A 21,711-nucleotide genomic window follows, 5' to 3' on the forward strand; every position below is an offset into this window, starting at 1 on the left:
GCAACGTCAACGTATCGTGCGCCGGCAGATCTTGATGAGTGGATCAGTAAGGATATTGACATGCAGTTTCAGCAGGGAGGAGCGACACTGAGTATATGTCGGCGAAAAGATTATATTATCACAGGAAGTGAAGTACCGACACAGGCACAGGGAACGTTAGCATCACAATTTGTGCCAGGGAACCTGCTGTATCAATATCATTTGTGGGAAGCATCACTGAGTGGAGACACCAAGGCATTTGTAACACATCCGGGAGCAGCATCGGAGAGTTCAACCCAGAGACCGGGATACTGGTATGGGGAACAGACGGCGCCAACATGCCATATGGAAGGAAATACCGTGATGGAAATATATGACCTTCCGGCAGATACAGGAACGCCCTTTACACATTTGTATTTTACGACAGATACTTTTGAAGAGACGCGGTTGGAAGGGCAATGGTTGTTTGGCAGGCATGGAGATGGATATATTGGGATTTGGTGCAGCCAGGAACTAGAACCCTATAGCGACTTAACGTTGGGACGGGAATATCGGGCCAATGCGTTAAAGTCGGCGTGGGTTTGTCAGGTTTCCAGTGCGGAAGAATCCGGAAGTTTTGATGCATTTATTGAAGCTTTTAAAGGTCGTACTCCATCTTTTGACCCGGATTCTGGCAAGTTGTTTCTGGATCAGTCTTTGGCACTGCATGCTCAATAAAGCAGGGAGGAAACAATATGAGAACAAAAAGTACAATCAAAGCAGGGAAGATGAATGGTGCAAAAACAACCAATCTTACAGCCCTGCAATACTTCAATAAGAAAAAATACCTTTACTTGATGTTATTGCCATGTGTAATTTATTTTATTTTATTTCATTACGTACCGATGTATGGTATTGTGATGGCATTTAAAGACTTTGATTTCGGAAAAGGAATTTGGAACAGCCCTTGGATTGGCCTAGAAAACTTTCGATACATGTTTTCGTTGCCGGATTTTTACAGTGTGTTAAAGAATTCATTAACGCTTAGTCTATTGCGTTTGCTGTTCGGATTTCCTATGCCGTTATTGTTGGCTTTGATGATTAATGAAATAAGGATGGTGAAGTTTAAAAAGACGGTACAAACAATTATATATTTGCCACATTTTATATCTTGGGTAGTTATTGGCGGCATATTAGTGAACTTTTTATCACCAACGTGGGGCGTGGTAAACAAAATTCTTGGATCTTTTGGCGTGGAACCCATTTTCTTTATGGCAGAAGAGAAATATTTTAAATGGATGGTTGTTTTAAGCAGCATCTGGAAAGAGGCTGGATGGGGAACGATTTTGTATCTTGCAGCTTTGACTGCGATTAATCCGGAATTGTATGAAGCTGCCCGCATTGATGGAGCGAATCGCTTTCAGCAGCTTTACCGCATTACTCTCCCGTGCATTGTCCCAACCATTGTTACGCTCTTTATCTTACGGACAGGGACCATTATGAGCAATGGCTCGGAACAAATATTGGTATTACAAAATTCACAAAATCTAAGTGTTTCTGAAGTTTTTGAAACCTATACGTATCGAGTTGGTATTATAGGAGGAAGGTATTCGTTTGCCACTACAGTGGGATTGTTTACGTCGGTAATAGGTACTGTGCTCATTGTTTGTACCAATCGAATCTCAAAAATGATGGGGGAAAATGGATTATGGTAAGAAAAAAGAATAGAATAAAAACCTCATGGGAAGATCACATTATGATGGTTTTGGTATACACCTTTGTTATACTGTTTGCTTTTGCATGTATTTTTCCATTTTTATATGTCATAAGCTATTCTGTTATGCCATACAGTGAATATTTGGAAAACCCTGTAAAAATGATTCCCTCTAAGCTGGATTTCGGTGCCTATAAAGAAATTTTAAAATTTCCATTATTGTATTCGGGATATCGCAACACTTTGTTTATAACTATTGTAGGTACATTGCTTAATTTGACCCTTTTGATCATTTCTGCTTATCCATTATCAAAGGCAGATTTAAAGGGACGAAAGATCATTTTATGGATGATTTTATTTACCATGTTGTTTTCGGGAGGAATGATACCTCGTTATTATCTGGTAAGGGAACTGGGACTAATTAATTCTTTAGGATCCTTGATTTTGCCTGGTGCGATTAGTGCATACAATTTAATTTTAATGAAAAATTTTGTTGGAAATATTCCGGATAGTTTAGAGGAAGCTGCGCTTATAGACGGAGCCAATGAATTACAAATATTATGGCGTATTATTGTGCCATTGTCTAAAGCTGCCATTGCATCCTTTGCGATTATGTGTGCAGTCAACCATTGGAATTCCTTTTTCGATGCAGTTATATTTCTGACACAGCGCGATCAGTGGCCGCTTATGCTTGTGCTGCGAGAGATGGTTTTTGAAGGCGGAGCAGGTGCGATTCAAAACGTGGTTGCGGAAGAGGATATGGCACAGACGTTTACAATACAAATGGCAATGATTGTTGTTATTATTGTGCCTATTATATGTGTTTATCCTTTTTTACAAAAATATTTTGTTACAGGTCTTACCATAGGTGGAGTCAAGGAGTAGACCGCATTAATCTGATTGGCTTAAGAAAGCTAAGCCGTATGGTTTTTCAAATCCTATTCTTGCTCTATAGACAAGGCAATTAGGGTAAAAGTTTTGAATAGATACGGAAGAAAAAAGGGCATAGATCTTCATAAACAGTGATTTCTGACCCAACAATATTGTTTGGCAGTGGAAAATGGGATAGTCAATATGCATGAAAAATAATATAAAATATTTCAATACAAAGGAGTGTTAGTATGAAACGATTATGGATTGGTGTAATAGGCGTGATGACCAGCGCAGTACTTCTTTCAGGATGCGGAAACAATGGGAACACTACGGGAGAAAGACCAACAATTCGAATTTTTACACGAGTGAATGCGGAGGTTCAGTTTGATAAAAATAATGATGCTGTTAAGGCGCTTGAAGATGCGGCAAATGTTAATCTGGAAATTGAAGCACCACCTCCCAGCAGTTATAATGATAAACTCCAGATTACAATGGCTTCAGGAGATTTGCCTGATATCACATATATTTTCCAGACAGATAATAACTATGATACCTGGGCAAAAAATGGGCTATTTTTAACCTTGGATGATAAAATTGATCAATATCCTAATATTAAGAACAATATTACGGATGAGTTGTGGGAAATTGTGAAAGCTCCAAGTACGGGACAAATTAATGCTGTACCCAAGCCCAACATTATTAGTCATTATGGCTATGTAGTTAATCAAAAGTGGCTGGATACGTTAAATATGACAGCTCCGACAACATTGGATGAATTTTATGAATATGCAAAAGCTGTTGCGACACAGGATCCGGACGGAAATGGTGCGAATGACACATATGCCATCTCTCCAAGCACGCAAAATACCGTTGGTACCAGCGTATGGGGAGAGTACTTTTTGATGAGTGCATTTAATATGCAGCAATATGCCAACCGGCCTGATGCGGACGGGCAATATAAACCTAAAGAAAAATTTGAGGGATATTACCCATATTTGACCTTTATGCGTAAATTGTATGAAGAAAAACTGATGGATCCCGAATTTTTTATTAACAAAGCAAACGAATCTACAGATAAACTTTTACAAAATCGGATTGGCATGATGTCCGGTCATGATGGGAATGTAAAAGGTTTGTTTGGTAAAGCGCCCACAGAGCAGGTCATATCGGATTATAGTTTTTATGCTCCGTTAAAAGATCAAAATACGGGAGAAGTTATACAGTATCTTCCTCCAGCTATATGGGGATGTTGGGCCATTGCGGCAGACTCTAAGGTGGCAGATGCTGCCCTCAGTTTGATTGATTATTGTAATTCAAAAGAAGGTTGGTTGTTAACCAATATTGGGGTACAAGGGGTACATTATGAATCCTATACTCCCGAAACGAAGGAATTAATTCGGACAGAAGAGCAATCAGAAAAATGCCGTAAAGAAATGAGTTCGTATACACCTTTTGCGGTCACTTATCAGGGAGAGCCCGCATATATCAGCTTGTGCGATACTCCAGAAAAATTGGAGAAATATAATCAGGAATTAGAGCGGTATTTATCGGTAACTACAGAAAAAAATGTCCCGACAATTACATCGCCTAAGTACATTACACTGCAGGCAAATAATCCTGATTTGTTTAAAAAACGTGACCAAATGGAAATACAATATGTAACAGGAGAAATTACGTTGGAGGAATTAAAATCCTTTATTGAAGGAGAATTTTTGCCTGCAACTGCGGAAGCCGATCAGGAAACTGCGGAAATGCTGGAAGCTGCCTCTCAGAAATAATGGAATGATTAAAATGAGGTTAGAAACATGAACACAAAAACAGCACAACAAAGAGCAAAGGAATTGGTATCAAAGATGACCGTGGAGGAGATGGCAAGTCAAACTCGTTATGATGCACCTGCCATACCAAGGTTGGGAATACCGGCTTATAATTGGTGGAACGAAGGCCTGCATGGCGTGGCGCGTGCAGGGATAGCCACTGTATTTCCACAGGCTATAGGATTAGCGGCAACCTTTGATGAGCAGATGATATATGACATTGCAGATGTTATTTCTACAGAGGCCAGAGCCAAATATAATGCGGCAATCAAGCAGGAAGACAGGGATATTTACAAAGGATTGACTATGTGGTCTCCCAATATCAATATATTTCGAGATCCTCGGTGGGGACGGGGACATGAGACTTATGGGGAAGATCCGTATCTTACCTCTCGTTTGGGGGTTGCATTTGTAAAAGGGCTCCAGGGAGAGGGTGAGCATTTGAAATGTGCAGCGTGTGCCAAGCATTTTGCGGTACATAGCGGGCCGGAAGAAAACAGACATTATTTTAATGCGAAAGTAACCAAGGAAGATATGGAAAAAACCTATCTTCCTGCCTTCCGTGCGCTGGTAGAAGAGGCCAAAGTAGAAGGTGTGATGGGTGCATATAATTGTGTGAATGGCGAGCCAGCCTGCGGTAGTCCAACGCTGCAAAAATATCTGCGGGAAGACTGGGGCTTTGAGGGTTATTTTGTCTCTGACTGTTGGGCTATTTATGATTTTCATGAACACCATTATGTAACAAAAACGGCAACGGAAAGCGTGGCCTTGGCATTAAAAAATGGATGTGACTTGAATTGTGGTACCACATATCTCAATATGTTATTGGCGTTAAAAGAAGGACTGATTACTGAACAAGATATTCGGACGGCTGTGGAACGATTGATGACAACTCGTATCAAGCTGGGTATGTTTGAACATACAGAATATGATGATATTCCTTACGAAGTAGTTGCTTGTAAAGAGCATAGGGAGCTTGCATTGGAAGCAGCACGCAAATCAATGGTATTGCTGAAAAATGATGGTATTTTACCTCTTTCGACCACCTGTAAAGTGGCGGTGATTGGCCCAAATGCGAATAGTCGGAGTGTGCTATTAGGAAATTATAGCGGTACGCCGAAAAAGTTTACAACAGTTTTAGAAGGAATTTATGAAATGTTGGGTGAGGAGAAGGTAGATTATTGCGAAGGTTGTCATCTGTATAAAGACTATATGGAAAATCATGCAATGCCTGGAGATCGTCTTTCAGAAGCAGTTACGGTAGCAAGTACTAGTGATGTGGTCATTCTCTGTTTGGGATTGGATGCTGAGTTGGAAGGAGAAGAAGGAGATAGGAGCAATCAATATTCTTCCGGAGACAAGCGGGATTTGCAGCTACCGTCTTCTCAACAGAAATTGCTTGAGAGAATTGTTGCGATAAACAAACCGGTGGTTTTGATTTCTATGACAGGCAGCGCCATGAATTATTCTTATGCGCACAAACACGTTAACGCTATTGTGCAGGCGTGGTACCCAGGCGGCGAAGGAGGAAGAGCGATAGCGGAACTGCTTTTTGGTGTTTACAATCCTAGTGGAAAGCTTCCCATCACCTTTTATGCGGATGAAAGCGATTTGCCTCCTTTTGAAGATTATTCTATGAAAAATCGAACCTATCGTTATTTTACGGGAAAACCGCTTTATCCATTTGGATATGGATTGAGTTATACAACATTTACGTATGATGATGTAAAAATACGGGATAATCATGTAGAAGTAGTAGTGACCAATACTGGAGCATATGATGGTGAAGAGGTTGTACAAGTGTATTCCTGTCAATGTTTAGTGGCATTTCATCGAGTCTTTTTGCGAAAAGGAGAAAGTAAAACGGTGATTTTCCCTATAAGCCCAGCGATGCAGGAGGAGATACTGATAGGTGGGTGCGGTTTTCAAAAGGATAAACTAGAACGCATTGTACTATAATGTACCGTTCTTCCTATGGACCATCATTAAAACAGTATACAGCGGAATGAGGAAAATAGAATAGTGGCAGTTTAGGCTTACTCCCAATAGAAAAGTTCAGCCTGATTGGGAGTAAGCATGCCAAGGGAGCCATGTAGACGTATGGGATTTCAATATATTCAAAAACAGACAGATGTAGCTCCTGTAAAAAATGGTAGGTTTTGCGGTCGGAATGGAACAAGGCCATAGGGAGCCTTTCTTTTTTCATAAGCTTTTTGAATGTGGAAATAACCAACTCTACATTATGGTAGTCAGCATAAATAAGGAGAATCAGAGAAGCAATATATTGATTTTCCTGCGCCAGGGGAGCAGGGACGGCGGAGAAGTGTTTATAATAAGTGCTTCTGTTAACCTGCAGAATCCGGCAAAGGGTTTTTATGCTGCGCTGGAACCGAAGCTTATAACAGCATCTAATCGTTGTGTGAGTGTGGCGTGAAGATGGCAATCCCTTTTTTTAAATGGGATTTTCCTTCTCAAGCTGAGCGTTACGTTTTTAAAGTCCTTGACCTGAGGCAAAATAAAAAAGGCTTTCAAATATGTGAAAGCCTCGTAAATGGCGGAGTGGGTGGGATTCGAACCCACGGACGGTTGCCCGTCAACTGATTTCGAGTGCTTTGACTTAATCAGAAGTTATTGTACTTTGGAGGAAAATATGAGAACATATCGGAAGTTAAAAGAGTGCTGAAAACGCATAAAATCGGCGTTTTCGGCACTCTTTTTTTGTTATTGTTAGATAGCATAAGGGATTGCGGCAATTTTCACATTTGAATGGAATTTTGCAAAAATGAGGGAACTTTGAGGGAACTCAAACATTCACCTATCATTGAACATTAAAAAATAAGGTGAATGGCAATGAATATTACAGAAAAACAGTATATTACGAAGCAAGAACTGTGTCAAATATGCAATATCAGCGAATCAACAGCGTATAAACTGCTGAAAAGCAAAAAATTAAATTTTGAAAAATGTTGTGATGGTCTTTTGCATTACTATAAAATTCCGCTTTGTGAAGTGCAGCAATATATGCGTGAACAGGCTGAAAAAGGTCATTATTCGGAAAAGCAAAAAGAAATGATTTCACGGTATTACAGAAAAAAGCTAAAAGACTATCCAGATTTAATAAGGGCGAAAGATATACAAAGTATAACGGGTTATGGAAAAGAATCAATAAGAAAATGGATCAACAGCGAAAAAATACTCGGCGTTGTTGTCCGCAAGAGATTTGCAGTGGCAAAAGATGATTTAATAGATTTTTTGCTATCTCCGTATTATGCAAATATAATCAGAAAATCCGAGGAGCATATATCTGATTTTCGCACTATCGGAATAATACAATAATTGCACAGGGTGTTGAGATATTCAGCACCCCAAGTTTTTAAGAATGGAGGTGTTTTTATATGCCAATACAGTTTGATTATTTTTACGGCAATGAAGCTGAACAATTTACATTTTACAGAATACCAAAAATACTTGTAACTTCCCCTACTTTCAAACGAGTGTCGGACAGTGCAAAGCTGTTATATGGTCTTATGCTTGACCGTATGGGTTTATCTATACGCAACGGTTGGGTTGATGATGAAAACCGGGCATACATATTCTTTACAACAAATGATGTTATGGAGCAAATGTGCTGCGGAACAGAAAAAGCTACAAAGCTGCTTGCGGAGCTTGATGGCGAAAAAGGTATCGGTCTTATTGAACGAAAAAAGCAAGGACAAGGCAAGCCTGCAATTATATATTTGAAAAAGTTTTATATAAGCGAAAATAATGACCGAGATTTAAGACTTTCGGAAACCGAAATTCCAGACTTTCGGAAATCGAAAGTCAAGACTTTTGAAAATCGAAATTCAAGACTTTCGGAAATCGAAAGTGCAGACTTTCGAGAATCGAAACCAAATAATAATAAATATAATAATACTGATTTTAACGATACTGAAAAGAATAATACTGAATCGAGCGATACTGAAATCATATCATATCCTATCAATCGTGGAAATGAGAATAACTCTCCTCCCTTGCCTGCACCAAAAGGCATTGATGCGATACGATGGATAGAAAATCGGCGAAAGTACGAAAAGCTAATCAAGAAAAACATTGACTATGACATTATCTCGGAAAGGTACAGTAAGGCGTGGCTTGATGAAATTGTGGCAATTATGGTCGATGTGGTATGCAGCGACGAGCCGACAATCCGCATAAACAAACAGGAATATCCTCACGAGGTTGTAAAGAGCAGATTTTTGAAAATTGACTCGTCGCATATTGAATATATAGACTTCGCCCTGCGTAGCAACACATCAGATGTCCGGAATATCCGGGCATTTTTAATTACCACGATTTATCGGTCGTTTGAAACGGCGGATAATTGGTTTTCGGCAAGAGTTAAGCACGATATGGCAAATGTATAGGAATCGGAGGCGGTGTGTGTGGAAAATATCGAACTGCTGGCAAATGCCATAATTCTGCAAGCGGTAAAAGATTACAGACACGCATATTCGCCGCAATGCAGAGCAGAAATCAAGCGTTTTTTTCGTTCCGAATGGTTCCGTGCCTTAACACGGCTTGACGGAGAAATGCTTATATCAAGATTAGAAAATGAAAGGAAGATTTAATATGAGTAAAATAATCGCAATATCAAATCAGAAAGGCGGAACAGGCAAAACGACAACTACCGTAAATTTAGGTATCGGACTTGCAAACGAGGGTAAAAAGGTGCTTTTAATCGACTATGACGCACAGGGCAGCTTAACACAATGCTTGGGTTATCCCAATCCCGATGAATTGTCGGTTACAATTTCAAACCTTATGGAAAAGGTTATCAGAGAACAGCCTATTGCAAAAGATGAAGGCATACTGCACCACAAAGAAGGCGTGGACTTTATTCCGGCAAACATAGAATTATCGGGAATGGAAACGGCACTTGTAAACATTATGAGCCGTGAGCGTGTGCTGAAAAATTATCTTTCACAGATAAAGGACAATTACGATTATGTGCTGATAGACTGCACTCCGTCGCTCGGTATGCTGACCATAAACGCACTCACGGCAGCAAATGAGGTAATCATTCCCGTGCAGTCGCATTTTCTTCCGGCAAAAGGGCTTGAACAATTACTTGGTACGGTTGCAAAGGTTAAACGGCAGCTTAACCAGACGCTTAAAATCAACGGAATACTGCTGACTATGGTTGACGGTCGCACAAATCTTGCAAAGGATATATCACAGCTTATCCGAAAGACTTATGGGAGTAATATAAAAGTTTTCAAGACAGAAATACCGCTTTCGGTAAAAGCGGCGGAAACCTCTGCGGTCGGCAAAAGCATTTACAGCTACGACAAAAATGGTAAGGTTGCCGATGCGTACAGAAATCTAACGAAGGAGGTTATGAACAATGAGCAACGGACTAAACATAAGTCTGAAATCATACGATAGTATTTTTCAGAGCGAGGAACAGCGGAACACCGAAGAAATAAAGCCTGTTCCCATATCCGAATTAAAACCGTTTACGGAGCAGCCGTTCAAGGTGAAGCTTGACGAAGATATGGACACACTTGTGGAAAGTATCAAGCAATGCGGCGTACTCACACCCGTAATCGCAAGACCACATAAGGACGGCGGTTATGAGATACTTTCGGGGCATCGCAGAGTGAAAGCGTGTGAGCTTGCAGGAATAACCGATATTCCCGTTGTGGTAAAAAATCTCGATGATGATACGGCAACAATTTTGCTTGTAGACAGTAATTTGCAGCGAGAACATATCTTGCCGAGCGAAAAAGCGTTTGCCTATCAAATGAAGCTGGAAGCTATGAAAAGAAAAGCCGGCAGACCGTCAAAAGAAAATTCAGACCAAATTGGGCTGAATTTTCAAGGTAAGCAGTCAAGCGAAATTTTAGGAGAGCAAGTCGGGGAAAGCAAAAATCAAATACAACGATATATTCGCTTAACAAATCTCATAGATCCAATTTTGGATATGGTGGATAATAACCAAATTGCAATGAACGCCGCCGTTGAAATATCTTATCTCGGCTCAACGGAGCAAGCGGCAGTTATGCAGTCCATTGAAAAAGAGGAAACCTCTCCTTCTATCGCACAGGCACGGAAAATGCGAAAATTTCATCAGGAGGGAAATTTGAGTAATGCCGTAATTGACAGTATTATGATGGAACAGAAACCCGAAACGGTTAAAATTACGCTTGGCGAGGAAAAATTAAAAAAATACTTCCCGAAAAGTTATTCAAAAGCAAAAATGGAGGAAATTATCTTGAAACTGCTTGATAAATGGCGCAGGCAACGGGAAAATGAAATGGAGCGATAAATATGTTGAAACTTATACTTATATTCCTATCCGGTGTTGCAGTCGGCGGCTTTCTTGGCATTGTATTTATGTGTTGCTTTATCTCTGCCGGGCAAGCTGACAAAAAAGAAACGGAGTGATTGATTATGGAATGGCGAAAAAATCAAGGCTTTATTATTGTAAATCAAATAACGGTCGGCGGCGCTGAATTTGTGCTTGGTGTTCACGAAAAGAATCCGAATAGCTTTGTAACTTGGCAATGCAAAGGCAAAGACGATTATTTTTGGGGACATTATTTTACAAATCTGCTTGCGGCACAAAAAGATTTTTGCAGACGGGCGCTTGATGAAATCAAGGCTGTTGAGGTTATGAAGAAGCCGCCTAAAACGAATGAACGGTGAGGTGAAGTGATTGTGCGAAAAGATAAACGACAGACTTAACGGCAGCGGTTGTACTGACATTACCGCCTATGAAGCAATGAAAGCTGTGCGGCGTGAGGAACGGCGAAACCTCATAGCTGAATTAAAGGCTCTTGCAAATAGGCACGGATACAGAATTGTCAGTACGATACGCCTTAAAGATATGGACGGTGATACACCAAATGACGAATGAAGATTGCTTTGCATACCGCAATGACCACTATTGCACGGTTCTAACTGAGGTTGTGTGTAAAAGCAAACAATGTAAATTTTATAAAACGCATAAAAAGTACCGTGATGACCTTAAAAAATATCCGCCCTGTGATTATGCGGACATTTACGCAAAACGGCACAAAAACGATATGAAAGGATACGGATAAAATGGAACAGAAAGAAATACGCTTCATAGACAGTCATTACAACGAGCTTTTCCGAATAAAAGACGGCGAAAGCATTACTGTTAAATTTTCTGACTGCTCTATGTCAGACAGGAAATGCACATATATTGACGATTATCATACAAAAATCGGATATAATGTTTTTCACATCTGTGAATTTGCCGAGCTTATGGAGCGTGGCAAAAGTACATACCGCCCGAAAGACACACCGGGATATAAGCTTGAAAAAATTGAGCAGTCGGAATTTGAATACACCTTTGCACCGAGCAAAAATGAAGAATTAAATCGTGGCTGCGTCTGCTATATCCGCTGTTATTTTGATAATTCCGTTGATGAGCGTTTGCAGACTGATTCACTGCTTGAAAACAAAGAGAATTATGAAAAATATCATACTCCCGATTTTGCTCTTGAATGTGATAATGTTGTAAACTACCTCAGATTTCAAGCGGACACGCCTATTCTCAAAAGCAGGGTTGCAATGCACAATGCGGCATACGACCTAAAAGCTGAAAGACTTGCAAGCGACAAGGATGTTTGCGGCTACAAGGTAACAACAGATAAAAATGTATTTTACATACGGTGTGATCCACGAAAAAATACATATAACGCATATATCTATTGTTATGATAAACAAGCATTGCAGACCTACAAGGATTTGAAATTTGTTGAGAAACACTACGATGCTATCGACGAGGACAAGTTTTACAAAACCACAAACGGTGTTACGGAGATTTATTATAACCCCGATGCAAATGCCGGAGGTCAGTTTGTTGAGCTTACAATATCCAAAGATGATATTTTGGAAGCTGCAAAGCTATATAAGAAACCGCAGGACTTCTTCTCTCACATTGAGGGAATTTCCAAAGGCACATTATGTGATGTCGGGACAAAGAATTTCAGAGAAACGGCGGAACACTTTATGGAAAGCAAGGCGGATTTTGAGGGCTGCACGCTTAAAACAATGAACGCACTCAAAAAATATGCCGCACCCGAAAAGAGCAAAACAGAGCGTGAAACGGAGAGATGATATTATGGCTGAAGAAAAACATATAGTATGGTCCGATATAAATCTTGACCTTGAGGATTGGCGGGACAGCTTAACCGAAATATATGGCGATGCGAGCGAAGATTTCCTATATGAAAAGATGTGCGAAAGCAATGAAATGAACTTTTATGATGAGCGTGCAAATCTTAACATACAGCTTCCGAGAGAAATTATTGTTATAGCAGACCTCGGCTTATGGAACGGCAGATTTTCCGGATATAAAACAATAAAAAGCGGAAATATCCGTGATTGCTTATGTCCAGAATGTGATTACAACGAATGGTATGTTGATAAAAAAGGCGATTTTCGGTGCAGAGCAATTCATCACGACGGAACAAATCATTATCTGTACCGCACCTTCAAAAACGGCGTTTCGGATTATCAGATAGAAAATTTCAAAGAAAAACTGTATAACGGAACGGCAACAAGAGCTGATATTACAAGGCTGACGCACAGGCTCGGCGATGAAATCGGCAAGGTGTACGGCTGGGAATTTTCCAAAAAACAAAAACAAGAAATTTTTGAAAGATAATCGAAACTATTGTATAATAAAAGTACAGAAAAAGGAGCGTGATTTTTATGATGACAGCGAAAATAAATTTTATCACAAATAACTTGCTTGTGGATATGACTTGCAGAGAAAACGAACTCCGCAGCAGCTTGCAGAACATCGGAATACTTATTGTGCCGAATATGATATACCTCGATAATCGCCGCACACTTCAAATTCAGCTTAACGCAAATGATGAAGTCGGCGAAATCGTGAAAACGCTTATCAACACCGAGCGTGATACTCTCGGAACTGTTCAAAGGCTGTGCCGGAGCGTGTATTGCTTAAATGCAAAACACCGTGCGGAGCTTATCGAAATGATAGAAAACGGCGAAATCACAACAGCAGCCGAGGGCATTGAAATGGCAAAGCGGCTTCGTGAGCCGATGCAGATGTGCAGATAAAATTTAATAGCAAACACGATAAGAGCATTGAAACCACAAATTTCAATGCTCTTTTTCTATGCAAAAAATCAAAAGGAGCGATAAAAAATGAATGATGATAAAAAACAATTATGTCCGAACTGCAAAACAGGTGCGGACGCATTGAAACTTGACCCACACGAACCTATGTGTCCGTATATGGAATTTCATAACGGACAAACTTGCACAAAATATGTGCCTATTCAAAAAGATAACGGCTAATAGCAAATAATTTACGGACGGAGGTGTTTATCATATATACATATAAAGATTTACAGATTATGCAGAGCTGGTCGCTTGAAAGAAAAGTACGGGTTACACAGCTTCGCATAATGGAATGGTACAAGCATTTTAACGGAAAAGTTAAGGTGTCGTTTTCCGGCGGCGTAGATAGCCTTGTACTTTTAGACCTTGCAAGACGAATATATCCCGAAATCGGAGCAGTATTTGTAAACACAACAGTGGAATATCCCGAAATTGTTAGGTTTGTCAAAGGCTTTGATAATGTGGATATAATCACACCAAAAATGAATTACACTAATGTTATAGAAAAGTACGGCTATCCCGTTATTTCAAAAGAGGTATCAAATTACATACACCGTGTGAAGTCATACGACGGCTGCTATGAAGCATATAAACAAGGCTTACACTTAAAACCTGCGGAATGGATAAGAGAAAACTTTTCAACCGTCCCGTTTGCGTTTTGGAAATGTATGCTCGGCTTATCACATAAAACGGCGGATACTTTTCTGCAAACGGGTGTGTTGCCGCAAAAGGCAAGATACTATATTCCTAAACAATGGCAGCATTTAATCGACGCACCGTTTAAGATAAGCGATACTTGTTGTTATCACTTGAAGAAAGCACCCGTAAAAAAATATCTGAAAGATACGGGCTGTGTGAATATAGTCGGAACACTTGCGGAGGAAAGCAAACTGCGTGAATATGTATGGCGTAAAAACGGTTGTAATGCTTTTAATTCCGCAACACCGAAATCGACACCGCTTTCCTTTTGGACTTCACAGGATATTATGCGATATTTACAAATAACAAAAATCCCGTACTGCTCAATATACGGTGATATTGCAGAGGAAAACGGAGTATTGCGGTTTACGGGGTGTCAGAGAACAGGCTGCACAGGCTGTTTGTTTGGTTGCCAAAACGACGGAGAGCCAAACAGACTGCAACAGCTTAAAATAACACACCCGAAAATATACAACTACTTGTTTGACAAACTGAATTATAAAGAGGTATGCGACTATATCGGTCTTGCATACTGACAAATTGGAGGTGAAATGCAAATGGCGAGCAAGCTGCAAAATATATCTGCATTGTCGAACGAAATCGGCAAAAGCCTTGCCGACTATGAGAATTGGACGGCTTTTTTGAAAAGTGCGGCGTGGCAATATAAATATTCCTTTCAAGACCAGCTATTTATTTATGCTCAACGCCCGGACGCAACGGCGTGTGCAAGCATTGATGTTTGGAATAAACGGTTAAAGTCTTGGATAAACCGTGGCGCTAAAGGTATTGCCCTGCTCCGTGAGGGCGACAGAGGACAATATCTTGACTATGTTTTCGATATTTCCGACACGCATAGCCTTGACAATACAAGAGTGCGGCTATGGAGGTATAACAGCCGATTTGATGAAGCTATCATTGAAACGCTTGAAAATTCATTCGGTGAGCTGAAAAATAAAAGCAGTATTACGGACGCAATTCTTTCAGCGGCACAAAATGCAGTTGAGGACAGTAAAGCCGACTATCTTTCGGAGCTTAAATACGCAAAAGAAAACAGTTTTTTGGACGGCTTGGACGAGCTTAATATTGATGTGGAGTTTCAGCGGACTGCGGAATCAAGCATTGCATATATTGTACTTCAAAGGCTCGGAATTAACGCAGATAACATTTTTGAGCGTGAGGACTTTCCGCATATTATGAACTTCAACACAATTCCGGCACTTTCGGTTTTGGGTAATGCGGTATCAAGCATATCGGAGGAAACGCTGCGGAATATCTCCGAAACCATCCGTGCGGAGGTCCGTGAAGAAATAAATGCCCGAAAAAATTTTGCGGAAAAAGAAAATGCGGTGTATAATGAAGTCAAAGAAAAAGACGCACCGACAATAAATAATGAAAGGACGGATAATTATGACAGAGATAACATACACACAAGTGAACGGGTATCTGATACCGAACTTGACAGCACCGCAGACCGAAGCACAGATAGGCAAATACGGACAGATGCGGAGGAAATTCCTCAAAAATCACAGACCGAGCCTATACACGAGCTTGATGATAACAGGCAAGATAACGGAGCATCTGCTGGAAGTACAGACATCAGCGACCGAGCAGATACAGAAGATAGTCCGGAAATTGGCACAGACAGAGGGCGTGAACGAGGAACTGAAAGCGGAAGACCCGATGATGTGGGCAGGACTGATGAACAACCTACTCCATTCAGCGGAAGAAATCGTACTGCCGGAGGTGGTTTACAGCTAAGTCTGTTCGACCTCATTCCGACAGAAGAACAACAGAGGGAAACCGTACAGAGAGCAGCACACGAAATTTTCGGTGCTGCTTTTTCTATGCCGCAGCAAGTAATTGACGAGGTTTTATGCGACGGCACAAATGACAAGGACAGTATAATCGAAATCTGCATTGAGTTTTCAAAGGATAAGTCTGTTGAAAGCAAGTCGGAATTTCTTAAAAATTTGTATAAGACCGACGGCAAAGGCTTTGTCCTTGACGGGCGAAAGGTATCGGCTTGGTGGAACACCGACGGCATACGCATATCCTACGGGGACAGAGCAAATACAAGCACCTCACAGCTCATATCTTGGGAAAACGCCGCAAAACGAATTGACGAGCTTTTGGACTTGGGCAGATTTGCACCGAAAGACACGCTTTTGCAAATGAGCAAATATGAGTATAACAAGGTTGCGGACAGATTTATTGAACTTAACAGAAACCTGAATGATGAAAAATATCCAGAATTAAAATCTGTCGTTAAAGAAGAATGGCTTGACGGTGTTTTTCCCGACAAGGTAGAGCGTATGGCGGAGCATTTGAAAGCTTCGGAGGGTTTGGACGAAATAAAGACGGTAACGCAGAAACTATGCGATATGTATGCCGAAAATAAGGATATAGTCCATTACAGATATAACAATCCCAATATCGTGAACGGTATGCTTGCTGACTTGTATATAACAAGGAAAACTTTTTCCGCACAGGAGCTTACCTACACACCGCCGGAGCGATTTATTTCAAATGATGAAATTGATAAGCTGCTTCAAAGGGGCGGTATCGTATCAAACGGCAAGTATCGCATATACACTTTCTTTGATACGCACAGCGACAAAAAGGAACGAATAGCGTTTCTGAAAAAAGAATACGGTATCGGCGGCAGTTATGTCGGAGAAAGCAACGAAACTCACGACGGAAAAGGAATTTTATTCAGCCACGGCGATTTGACAAAGCCGTATGCGAAAATCACGCTTAAATGGAACGAGGCCGAAAAGCGTATTGACAGGCTCATAAAAAGCCGTAATTACTTAAATGAAGCGGAAATCAAAAACATTCCGAATTACGAAAAGGAACAAGTTGCACATTCTATCCGGCGTGCCTATGCGTATGACATAACCGAAGGTATGGTTATGCCGTATCCATACGGCTCGGAATATACCAACGCAACCAACATCATTATTGAAAAGTTAGGTAATACAACGCATACAAAGACAATGCTGACGGATTTGAAAAACCTGCTTGCGGAAACTCCCTCTGACGCACGAAGCTATCCGTACAGAGAAAAAGCCGTACAAGACCTCGAACAATATGTGAACGGCGAATATAACCTGTTCCCGCATATCGACAGAATTGAGGAGGTCAAAGAAGAAACCGTACCGGAACAGCTTGCAGAGATGTCGGACGAGGAAAAACAAGAGCTTGTCGGCGGCGTTGAAATGAAGCTCGACTATGGTGAAAATTACAATATAACTGAAAACGAGATAGAGTTATACAACGCCATAACAAAGGAGCAGCCGCAGCAGCCGTTTTCCGAATATCTTGCAGAGCTTCACAAGGACGATAACGGCTCAAAAACCGTTGCCCTTATTCCTCTCGGTGATTTTTACGAAAGTTACGGTGAAGATGCGGAAAATGCGGCACAGGTGCTTGATATAGTCTTAACCTCAAAACAAATTGAGGATAACACATACAAAATGTGCGGATTTCCGAAGCATATTCTTGACGAATACGCAAACAAGCTGCTCTATGCCGGGTATGATGTTGTAATTGCCGATGAAAACAGAAATTCGCACAGACTGCTGTCGGCAGATAAGATTATACCAGAACAGGCACAGCAAACGAAAAATGAGCCGAAGCAAGCAGAAACACCGCAAATATCAGAGCCGGAGGAAAATGCCGAAATTCTTGTCGGAACGGAACTCACCATTGATGACCGCAAATTTGTTGTAGGCAGTGTGAACACCGATTTTAATAAGGTGTCGTTAAAGGATATAACCTTTCAAAACAGCACAGGCTTTCCCATATTCCGAAGCGAGAGCATAGATTTTGTGAAAGGCATTATTGCCGAGCAGACCAAGCCGCAGATAACGGCGGAATTTCAAAAGGCAAAGCCGCAGAGAGTGCAAAACACGGTTATATATCCCGAAATACCGTTGTCGGAAAGGCGAAATTTCCAAATTGCAAACGATGAACTCGGTTACGGTACACCGAAAGAGAAATTCAAGAGGAATATTGAAGCCGTAAATCTTTTGCACGAGCTTGAATTTGAACACCGTCTTGCCACTCCAGAAGAACAGGAAATATTATCACAGTATGTCGGCTGGGGCGGTCTTGCAGACGCATTTGACGAATCCAAAGAAAATTGGTCGGAGGAATTTAAGGAGCTATATACAACGCTTTCGCCCGATGAGTATGAGCAGGCAAGAGCATCAACGCTCACGGCACACTTCACTCCGCCTGTTGTAATCAAGGCAATGTATAAGGTGCTTTCCAATATGGGATTTACGCAGGGCAACATCTTGGAACCATCCTGCGGAATCGGGAATTTTATGGGACTTATGCCGGAGAGTATGAGCGAGAGCAAAATGTATGGTGTGGAAATTGACAGTATAACGGGCAGAATTGCCGGACAACTTTATCAGAAAAATTCCGTTGCTATACAAGGCTATGAAAACTCCGAGCTTCCCGACAGCTTTTTTGATGTGGCAATCGGCAATGTGCCTTTTGGTGATTTTAAGCTGCTTGACAAGAAATACAACAAGCATAATTTTCTTATTCACGATTACTTTTTTGCGAAAACTTTGGATAAGGTGCGACCGGGCGGCGTTATTGCCTTTATTACCTCCTCCGGCACTATGGATAAGCGTACTTCAAAGGTGCGTCGATATATAGCTCAAAGAGCCGATTTAATCGGCGCTGTTCGCTTGCCGAACAACACCTTTAAGAAAAACGCCGGAACAGAGGTTACGGCAGATATTCTGTTTTTGCAAAAAAGAGAGCGTATGACAGATATAATGCCCGAATGGGTTGAAGTCGGTGAGTTTAGCGAGGGACAGTTTGTAAATAAGTATTTTCTTGATAATCCCGATATGGTTATGGGCGAACTCAAAGAAGTCAGCGGTCCTTTCGGTCCTACGCTTACCTGTGAGCCGAATGAGGATATTTCTCTTGCCGAGCAGCTTGACGGAGCAATTCAGAACATACACGCACAGATTACCGAATACGAATTTGACGATATTTCAAATGATGAGGAGGTAACTATCCCGGCGGATCCCGCCGTGCGTAATTTCAGCTTTACGGTTGTTGACGGTAATATATATTTCCGTGAAAACAGTATAATGCGTAAGGTAGAACTGAACGCAACGGCTGAAAACCGTGTTAAAGGTATGATAGAGCTTCGGGACTGTGTGAGGACTTTAATCGAGTATCAGACGGAAAACTATTCCGATGATGAAATTAAGGCACAGCAGGCAAAGCTAAACACGCTTTATGATAACTACACAAAGAAATACGGACTTATCAATTCCCGTGGCAATTCTCTTGCCTTTTCGGAGGACAGCAGTTATTTTCTGCTTTGTTCATTGGAGGTATTGGACGAATATGGAGAGCTTGAGCGTAAAGCGGATATGTTTACAAAACGCACCATAAGAGCCAAACGCGAGGTAACAAAGGTTGATACGGCTGATGAAGCATTGGCGGTGTCGCTTGCAGAAAAAGCGAAGATAGACATTGCCTTTATGGAGAAATTATCGGGTAAGACCGAACAGCAGCTGTATGAGGACTTACACGGCGTTATATTCTTAAACCCCGAGCACGAAATATCGCCGGAATATGAACCGAAATATCTGACTGCCGATGAATACCTTTCGGGCAATGTTCGTGAAAAATTAAGTCAAGCGGAGCAGTTTTCAAAAGACAGCTCCGAATACCGTATCAATGCGGAATATCTGCAAAAGGTACAGCCGAAAGACTTAACGCCGGGCGAAATTTCCGTAAAGCTCGGTACGACTTGGATACCCGAAAAGTATATCGAGGAGTTTGTGTTTGAGCTTCTTTCGCCGAATTATTATGCACAAAGCAAAATCGAGGTCAAATATTCAAATCTTACGGGTGAGTGGAATATTCAAGGCAAGAGCGCCGATAAGGGCGTTAAGGCTACCAACACCTATGGTACAAGCCGTATCAGCGCTTATAAAATTATTGAGGATTCGCTTAATCTGCGTGATGTGCGTATCTTTGATTATATTTACGACGAAAACGGTAACAAGGTTGCAAAGCTGAATATCAAGGAAACCACCATCGCCCAGCAAAAGCAGGCGTCAATCAAGCAAGCCTTTGAGGATTGGATATGGAAAGACCCCGACAGGCGTGATGACCTATGTAAAATCTACAATGTTCGGTTTAACTCTATCCGTCCCCGTGAGTATGACGGCAGCCATATAACCTTCAACGGGATAAATCCCGAAATAGCTCTGAGGAAACACCAAAAGGACGCTGTTGCACGAATTATGTACGGCGGCAATTCTTTACTCGGTCATGTGGTCGGTGCCGGCAAGACTTGGACTATGGTTGCGGCAGCAATGGAATCACGGCGGCTCGGACTTTGCAACAAATCGCTGTTTGTAGTACCCAACCATTTGACCGAGCAATGGGCAAGCGAATTTTTGCAGCTTTATCCTGCGGCAAATATCCTTGTTGCAACAAAAAAGGATTTTGAGATGAAAAACCGCAAAAAATTCTGCGGCAGAATTGCAACGGGTGATTATGATGCCGTTATTATCGGTCATTCGCAATTCGAGAAAATACCGATGTCGGCTGAACGGCAGAAAACAATACTGCAAAATCAGCTTGACGAGATTATTAACGGAATAATCGAGGCAAAAACCGAAAATGCGGAGCGTTACACCGTAAAGCAAATGGAAAAGACCAAACGAGGACTTGAAGCAAAGATAAAAAAACTTAATGACCAAGAACGCAAGGACGATGTTGTTACCTTTGAAGAAATCGGCGTTGACAGAGTATTTGTGGACGAAGCACATTATTACAAAAATCTTTTCCTTTACACAAAAATGCGAAATGTCGGCGGCATCGCACAGACCGAAGCACAGAAATCAAGCGACCTGTTTATGAAAACACAGTATCTTGACGAGCTTACGGGCGGCAAAGGTGTCATATTCGCAACGGGAACTCCGGTGAGTAATTCAATGGTTGAACTTTATACTATGCAGAGATATTTGCAGTATAAATCGCTCCAAGAAAGAGGTTTACAGCATTTTGATGCGTGGGCGTCCACCTTTGGCGAAACTGTATCGGCAATGGAGCTTGCACCCGAAGGCAGTGGTTATCGTATGAAAACAAGGTTTGCAAAATTCTTTAATCTGCCCGAACTCATTGCAATGTTCAAAGAGGTTGCCGATATTCAGACGGCGGATATGCTGAATCTGCCTGTGCCGGAGGTGGAATATCATAACGAAATCGCAGAGCCTACCGAATTTCAAAAGGATATGGTATCGGAGCTTGGCGAACGAGCTGAGGAAGTGCGTAAAAGGACAGTCGATCCGAGTGTTGACAATATGCTGAAAATAGTGCGCTGCTACGCGCAAAAGTGTATCTCCCCCGCAGGGGGACATTATTAAAAGTGAATAATGGGAACGACCAACCTACCTGGCGAGGAAACTCAAAGGGGACAATCGCATGTTG

Annotated in this window: 20 protein-coding genes; all 20 read left to right on the top strand. The window is 41.3% G+C overall.

Going from position 1 to position 21,711, the window contains the following annotated elements; all coding sequences use genetic code 11:
- Nucleotides 1-696, top strand: a 696-nt coding sequence (locus INF28_RS11910; protein WP_226393677.1) for a hypothetical protein, incomplete at its 5' end; no start/stop codon positions are given.
- A gap of 17 nt (nucleotides 697-713) precedes the next feature.
- The gene (locus INF28_RS11915; RefSeq protein ID WP_226393678.1) at nucleotides 714-1,673 is read left to right on the top strand and encodes an ABC transporter permease; all 960 of its coding nucleotides are present in this window, start codon (nucleotides 714-716) and stop codon (nucleotides 1,671-1,673) included.
- Nucleotides 1,667-2,557 carry a carbohydrate ABC transporter permease gene (locus INF28_RS11920; protein WP_226393679.1) on the top strand — a complete coding sequence of 297 codons (891 nt, stop codon included), beginning with the start codon at nucleotides 1,667-1,669 and terminating at the stop codon, nucleotides 2,555-2,557. Before INF28_RS11915 ends, INF28_RS11920 begins: the two co-directional genes overlap by 7 nt.
- Nucleotides 2,558-2,793: 236 nt before the next feature.
- Nucleotides 2,794-4,323: an extracellular solute-binding protein gene (locus INF28_RS11925; RefSeq protein ID WP_226393680.1), complete on the top strand. Its 1,530-nt coding sequence runs from the start codon at nucleotides 2,794-2,796 to the stop codon at nucleotides 4,321-4,323.
- Between the two features lie 27 nt (nucleotides 4,324-4,350).
- Nucleotides 4,351-6,321, top strand: coding sequence for a glycoside hydrolase family 3 C-terminal domain-containing protein (locus INF28_RS11930; RefSeq protein WP_226393681.1), 1,971 nt, complete (start codon nucleotides 4,351-4,353; stop codon nucleotides 6,319-6,321).
- Between the two features lie 283 nt (nucleotides 6,322-6,604).
- Nucleotides 6,605-6,796, top strand: a complete 192-nt coding sequence (locus tag INF28_RS11935) for a hypothetical protein (RefSeq protein WP_226393682.1) — start codon at nucleotides 6,605-6,607, stop codon at nucleotides 6,794-6,796.
- Nucleotides 6,797-7,212: 416 nt separating this feature from the next.
- Complete coding sequence (locus tag INF28_RS11940; protein ID WP_226393683.1) at nucleotides 7,213-7,698, top strand: helix-turn-helix transcriptional regulator; 486 nt, start codon at nucleotides 7,213-7,215, stop codon at nucleotides 7,696-7,698.
- Between the two features lie 59 nt (nucleotides 7,699-7,757).
- Nucleotides 7,758-8,768, top strand: a complete 1,011-nt coding sequence (locus INF28_RS11945) for a DUF6017 domain-containing protein (RefSeq protein WP_226393684.1) — start codon at nucleotides 7,758-7,760, stop codon at nucleotides 8,766-8,768.
- A gap of 18 nt (nucleotides 8,769-8,786) precedes the next feature.
- Nucleotides 8,787-8,972, top strand: a complete 186-nt coding sequence (locus INF28_RS11950; protein ID WP_226393685.1) for a hypothetical protein — start codon at nucleotides 8,787-8,789, stop codon at nucleotides 8,970-8,972.
- A gap of 1 nt (nucleotide 8,973) precedes the next feature.
- Nucleotides 8,974-9,789: a ParA family protein gene (locus tag INF28_RS11955; RefSeq protein WP_226393686.1), complete on the top strand. Its 816-nt coding sequence runs from the start codon at nucleotides 8,974-8,976 to the stop codon at nucleotides 9,787-9,789.
- The gene (locus INF28_RS11960) at nucleotides 9,749-10,672 is read left to right on the top strand and encodes a ParB/RepB/Spo0J family partition protein (protein WP_226393687.1); all 924 of its coding nucleotides are present in this window, start codon (nucleotides 9,749-9,751) and stop codon (nucleotides 10,670-10,672) included. The genes INF28_RS11955 and INF28_RS11960 overlap by 41 nt, the downstream gene beginning before the upstream one ends.
- Before the next feature lie 2 nt (nucleotides 10,673-10,674).
- On the top strand, nucleotides 10,675-10,791 hold the full coding sequence (locus INF28_RS13130) for a DUF3789 domain-containing protein (RefSeq protein ID WP_177617381.1): 117 nt from the start codon (nucleotides 10,675-10,677) through the stop codon (nucleotides 10,789-10,791).
- A 6-nt stretch (nucleotides 10,792-10,797) separates the two neighbouring features.
- Nucleotides 10,798-11,052, top strand: coding sequence for a hypothetical protein (locus tag INF28_RS11970; protein ID WP_226393688.1), 255 nt, complete (start codon nucleotides 10,798-10,800; stop codon nucleotides 11,050-11,052).
- Between the two features lie 10 nt (nucleotides 11,053-11,062).
- Nucleotides 11,063-11,263 (top strand): hypothetical protein, encoded by a 201-nt coding sequence (locus INF28_RS11975; RefSeq protein WP_177626302.1) that lies wholly within the window; start codon nucleotides 11,063-11,065, stop codon nucleotides 11,261-11,263.
- 188 nt (nucleotides 11,264-11,451) lie between these two features.
- Entirely contained in the window at nucleotides 11,452-12,495 is a 1,044-nt protein-coding gene (locus tag INF28_RS11980; RefSeq protein WP_226393689.1) for a hypothetical protein, read from the top strand.
- 4 nt (nucleotides 12,496-12,499) lie between these two features.
- Nucleotides 12,500-13,045, top strand: coding sequence for a hypothetical protein (locus tag INF28_RS11985; RefSeq protein WP_226393690.1), 546 nt, complete (start codon nucleotides 12,500-12,502; stop codon nucleotides 13,043-13,045).
- Between the two features lie 47 nt (nucleotides 13,046-13,092).
- Entirely contained in the window at nucleotides 13,093-13,467 is a 375-nt protein-coding gene (locus INF28_RS11990) for a hypothetical protein (RefSeq protein WP_226393691.1), read from the top strand.
- An 87-nt stretch (nucleotides 13,468-13,554) separates the two neighbouring features.
- Nucleotides 13,555-13,707, top strand: a complete 153-nt coding sequence (locus INF28_RS11995; protein WP_226393692.1) for a hypothetical protein — start codon at nucleotides 13,555-13,557, stop codon at nucleotides 13,705-13,707.
- Nucleotides 13,708-13,730: 23 nt separating this feature from the next.
- Nucleotides 13,731-14,765: a phosphoadenosine phosphosulfate reductase domain-containing protein gene (locus INF28_RS12000; protein WP_226393693.1), complete on the top strand. Its 1,035-nt coding sequence runs from the start codon at nucleotides 13,731-13,733 to the stop codon at nucleotides 14,763-14,765.
- A gap of 15 nt (nucleotides 14,766-14,780) precedes the next feature.
- Nucleotides 14,781-21,647, top strand: coding sequence for a MutS N-terminal domain-containing protein (locus tag INF28_RS13160; protein ID WP_450100360.1), 6,867 nt, complete (start codon nucleotides 14,781-14,783; stop codon nucleotides 21,645-21,647).
- Nucleotides 21,648-21,711: the final 64 nt, after the last annotated feature.

It is taken from the genome of Ructibacterium gallinarum (assembly GCF_014982785.1).
In the GTDB taxonomy this organism is placed as follows: domain Bacteria; phylum Bacillota; class Clostridia; order Monoglobales; family Monoglobaceae; genus Ructibacterium; species Ructibacterium gallinarum.

Excerpts from the sequence above, each read along its gene's own strand:
- INF28_RS11990 (WP_226393691.1), top strand. The coding sequence starts at position 13,093 with ATGATGACAGCGAAAATAAATTTTATCACAAATAACTTGCTTGTGGAT.
- INF28_RS11920 (WP_226393679.1), top strand. The coding sequence starts at position 1,667 with ATGGTAAGAAAAAAGAATAGAATAAAAACCTCATGGGAAGATCACATT.
- INF28_RS13160 (WP_450100360.1), top strand. The coding sequence starts at position 14,781 with ATGCAAATGGCGAGCAAGCTGCAAAATATATCTGCATTGTCGAACGAA.
- INF28_RS11970 (WP_226393688.1), top strand. The coding sequence starts at position 10,798 with ATGGAATGGCGAAAAAATCAAGGCTTTATTATTGTAAATCAAATAACG.
- INF28_RS11915 (WP_226393678.1), top strand. The coding sequence starts at position 714 with ATGAGAACAAAAAGTACAATCAAAGCAGGGAAGATGAATGGTGCAAAA.
- INF28_RS11985 (WP_226393690.1), top strand. The coding sequence starts at position 12,500 with ATGGCTGAAGAAAAACATATAGTATGGTCCGATATAAATCTTGACCTT.
- INF28_RS11995 (WP_226393692.1), top strand. The coding sequence starts at position 13,555 with ATGAATGATGATAAAAAACAATTATGTCCGAACTGCAAAACAGGTGCG.
- INF28_RS11940 (WP_226393683.1), top strand. The coding sequence starts at position 7,213 with ATGAATATTACAGAAAAACAGTATATTACGAAGCAAGAACTGTGTCAA.
- INF28_RS11945 (WP_226393684.1), top strand. The coding sequence starts at position 7,758 with ATGCCAATACAGTTTGATTATTTTTACGGCAATGAAGCTGAACAATTT.
- INF28_RS11960 (WP_226393687.1), top strand. The coding sequence starts at position 9,749 with ATGAGCAACGGACTAAACATAAGTCTGAAATCATACGATAGTATTTTT.
- INF28_RS13130 (WP_177617381.1), top strand. The coding sequence starts at position 10,675 with ATGTTGAAACTTATACTTATATTCCTATCCGGTGTTGCAGTCGGCGGC.
- INF28_RS11930 (WP_226393681.1), top strand. The coding sequence starts at position 4,351 with ATGAACACAAAAACAGCACAACAAAGAGCAAAGGAATTGGTATCAAAG.
- INF28_RS11980 (WP_226393689.1), top strand. The coding sequence starts at position 11,452 with ATGGAACAGAAAGAAATACGCTTCATAGACAGTCATTACAACGAGCTT.
- INF28_RS11935 (WP_226393682.1), top strand. The coding sequence starts at position 6,605 with ATGGTAGTCAGCATAAATAAGGAGAATCAGAGAAGCAATATATTGATT.
- INF28_RS11955 (WP_226393686.1), top strand. The coding sequence starts at position 8,974 with ATGAGTAAAATAATCGCAATATCAAATCAGAAAGGCGGAACAGGCAAA.
- INF28_RS11925 (WP_226393680.1), top strand. The coding sequence starts at position 2,794 with ATGAAACGATTATGGATTGGTGTAATAGGCGTGATGACCAGCGCAGTA.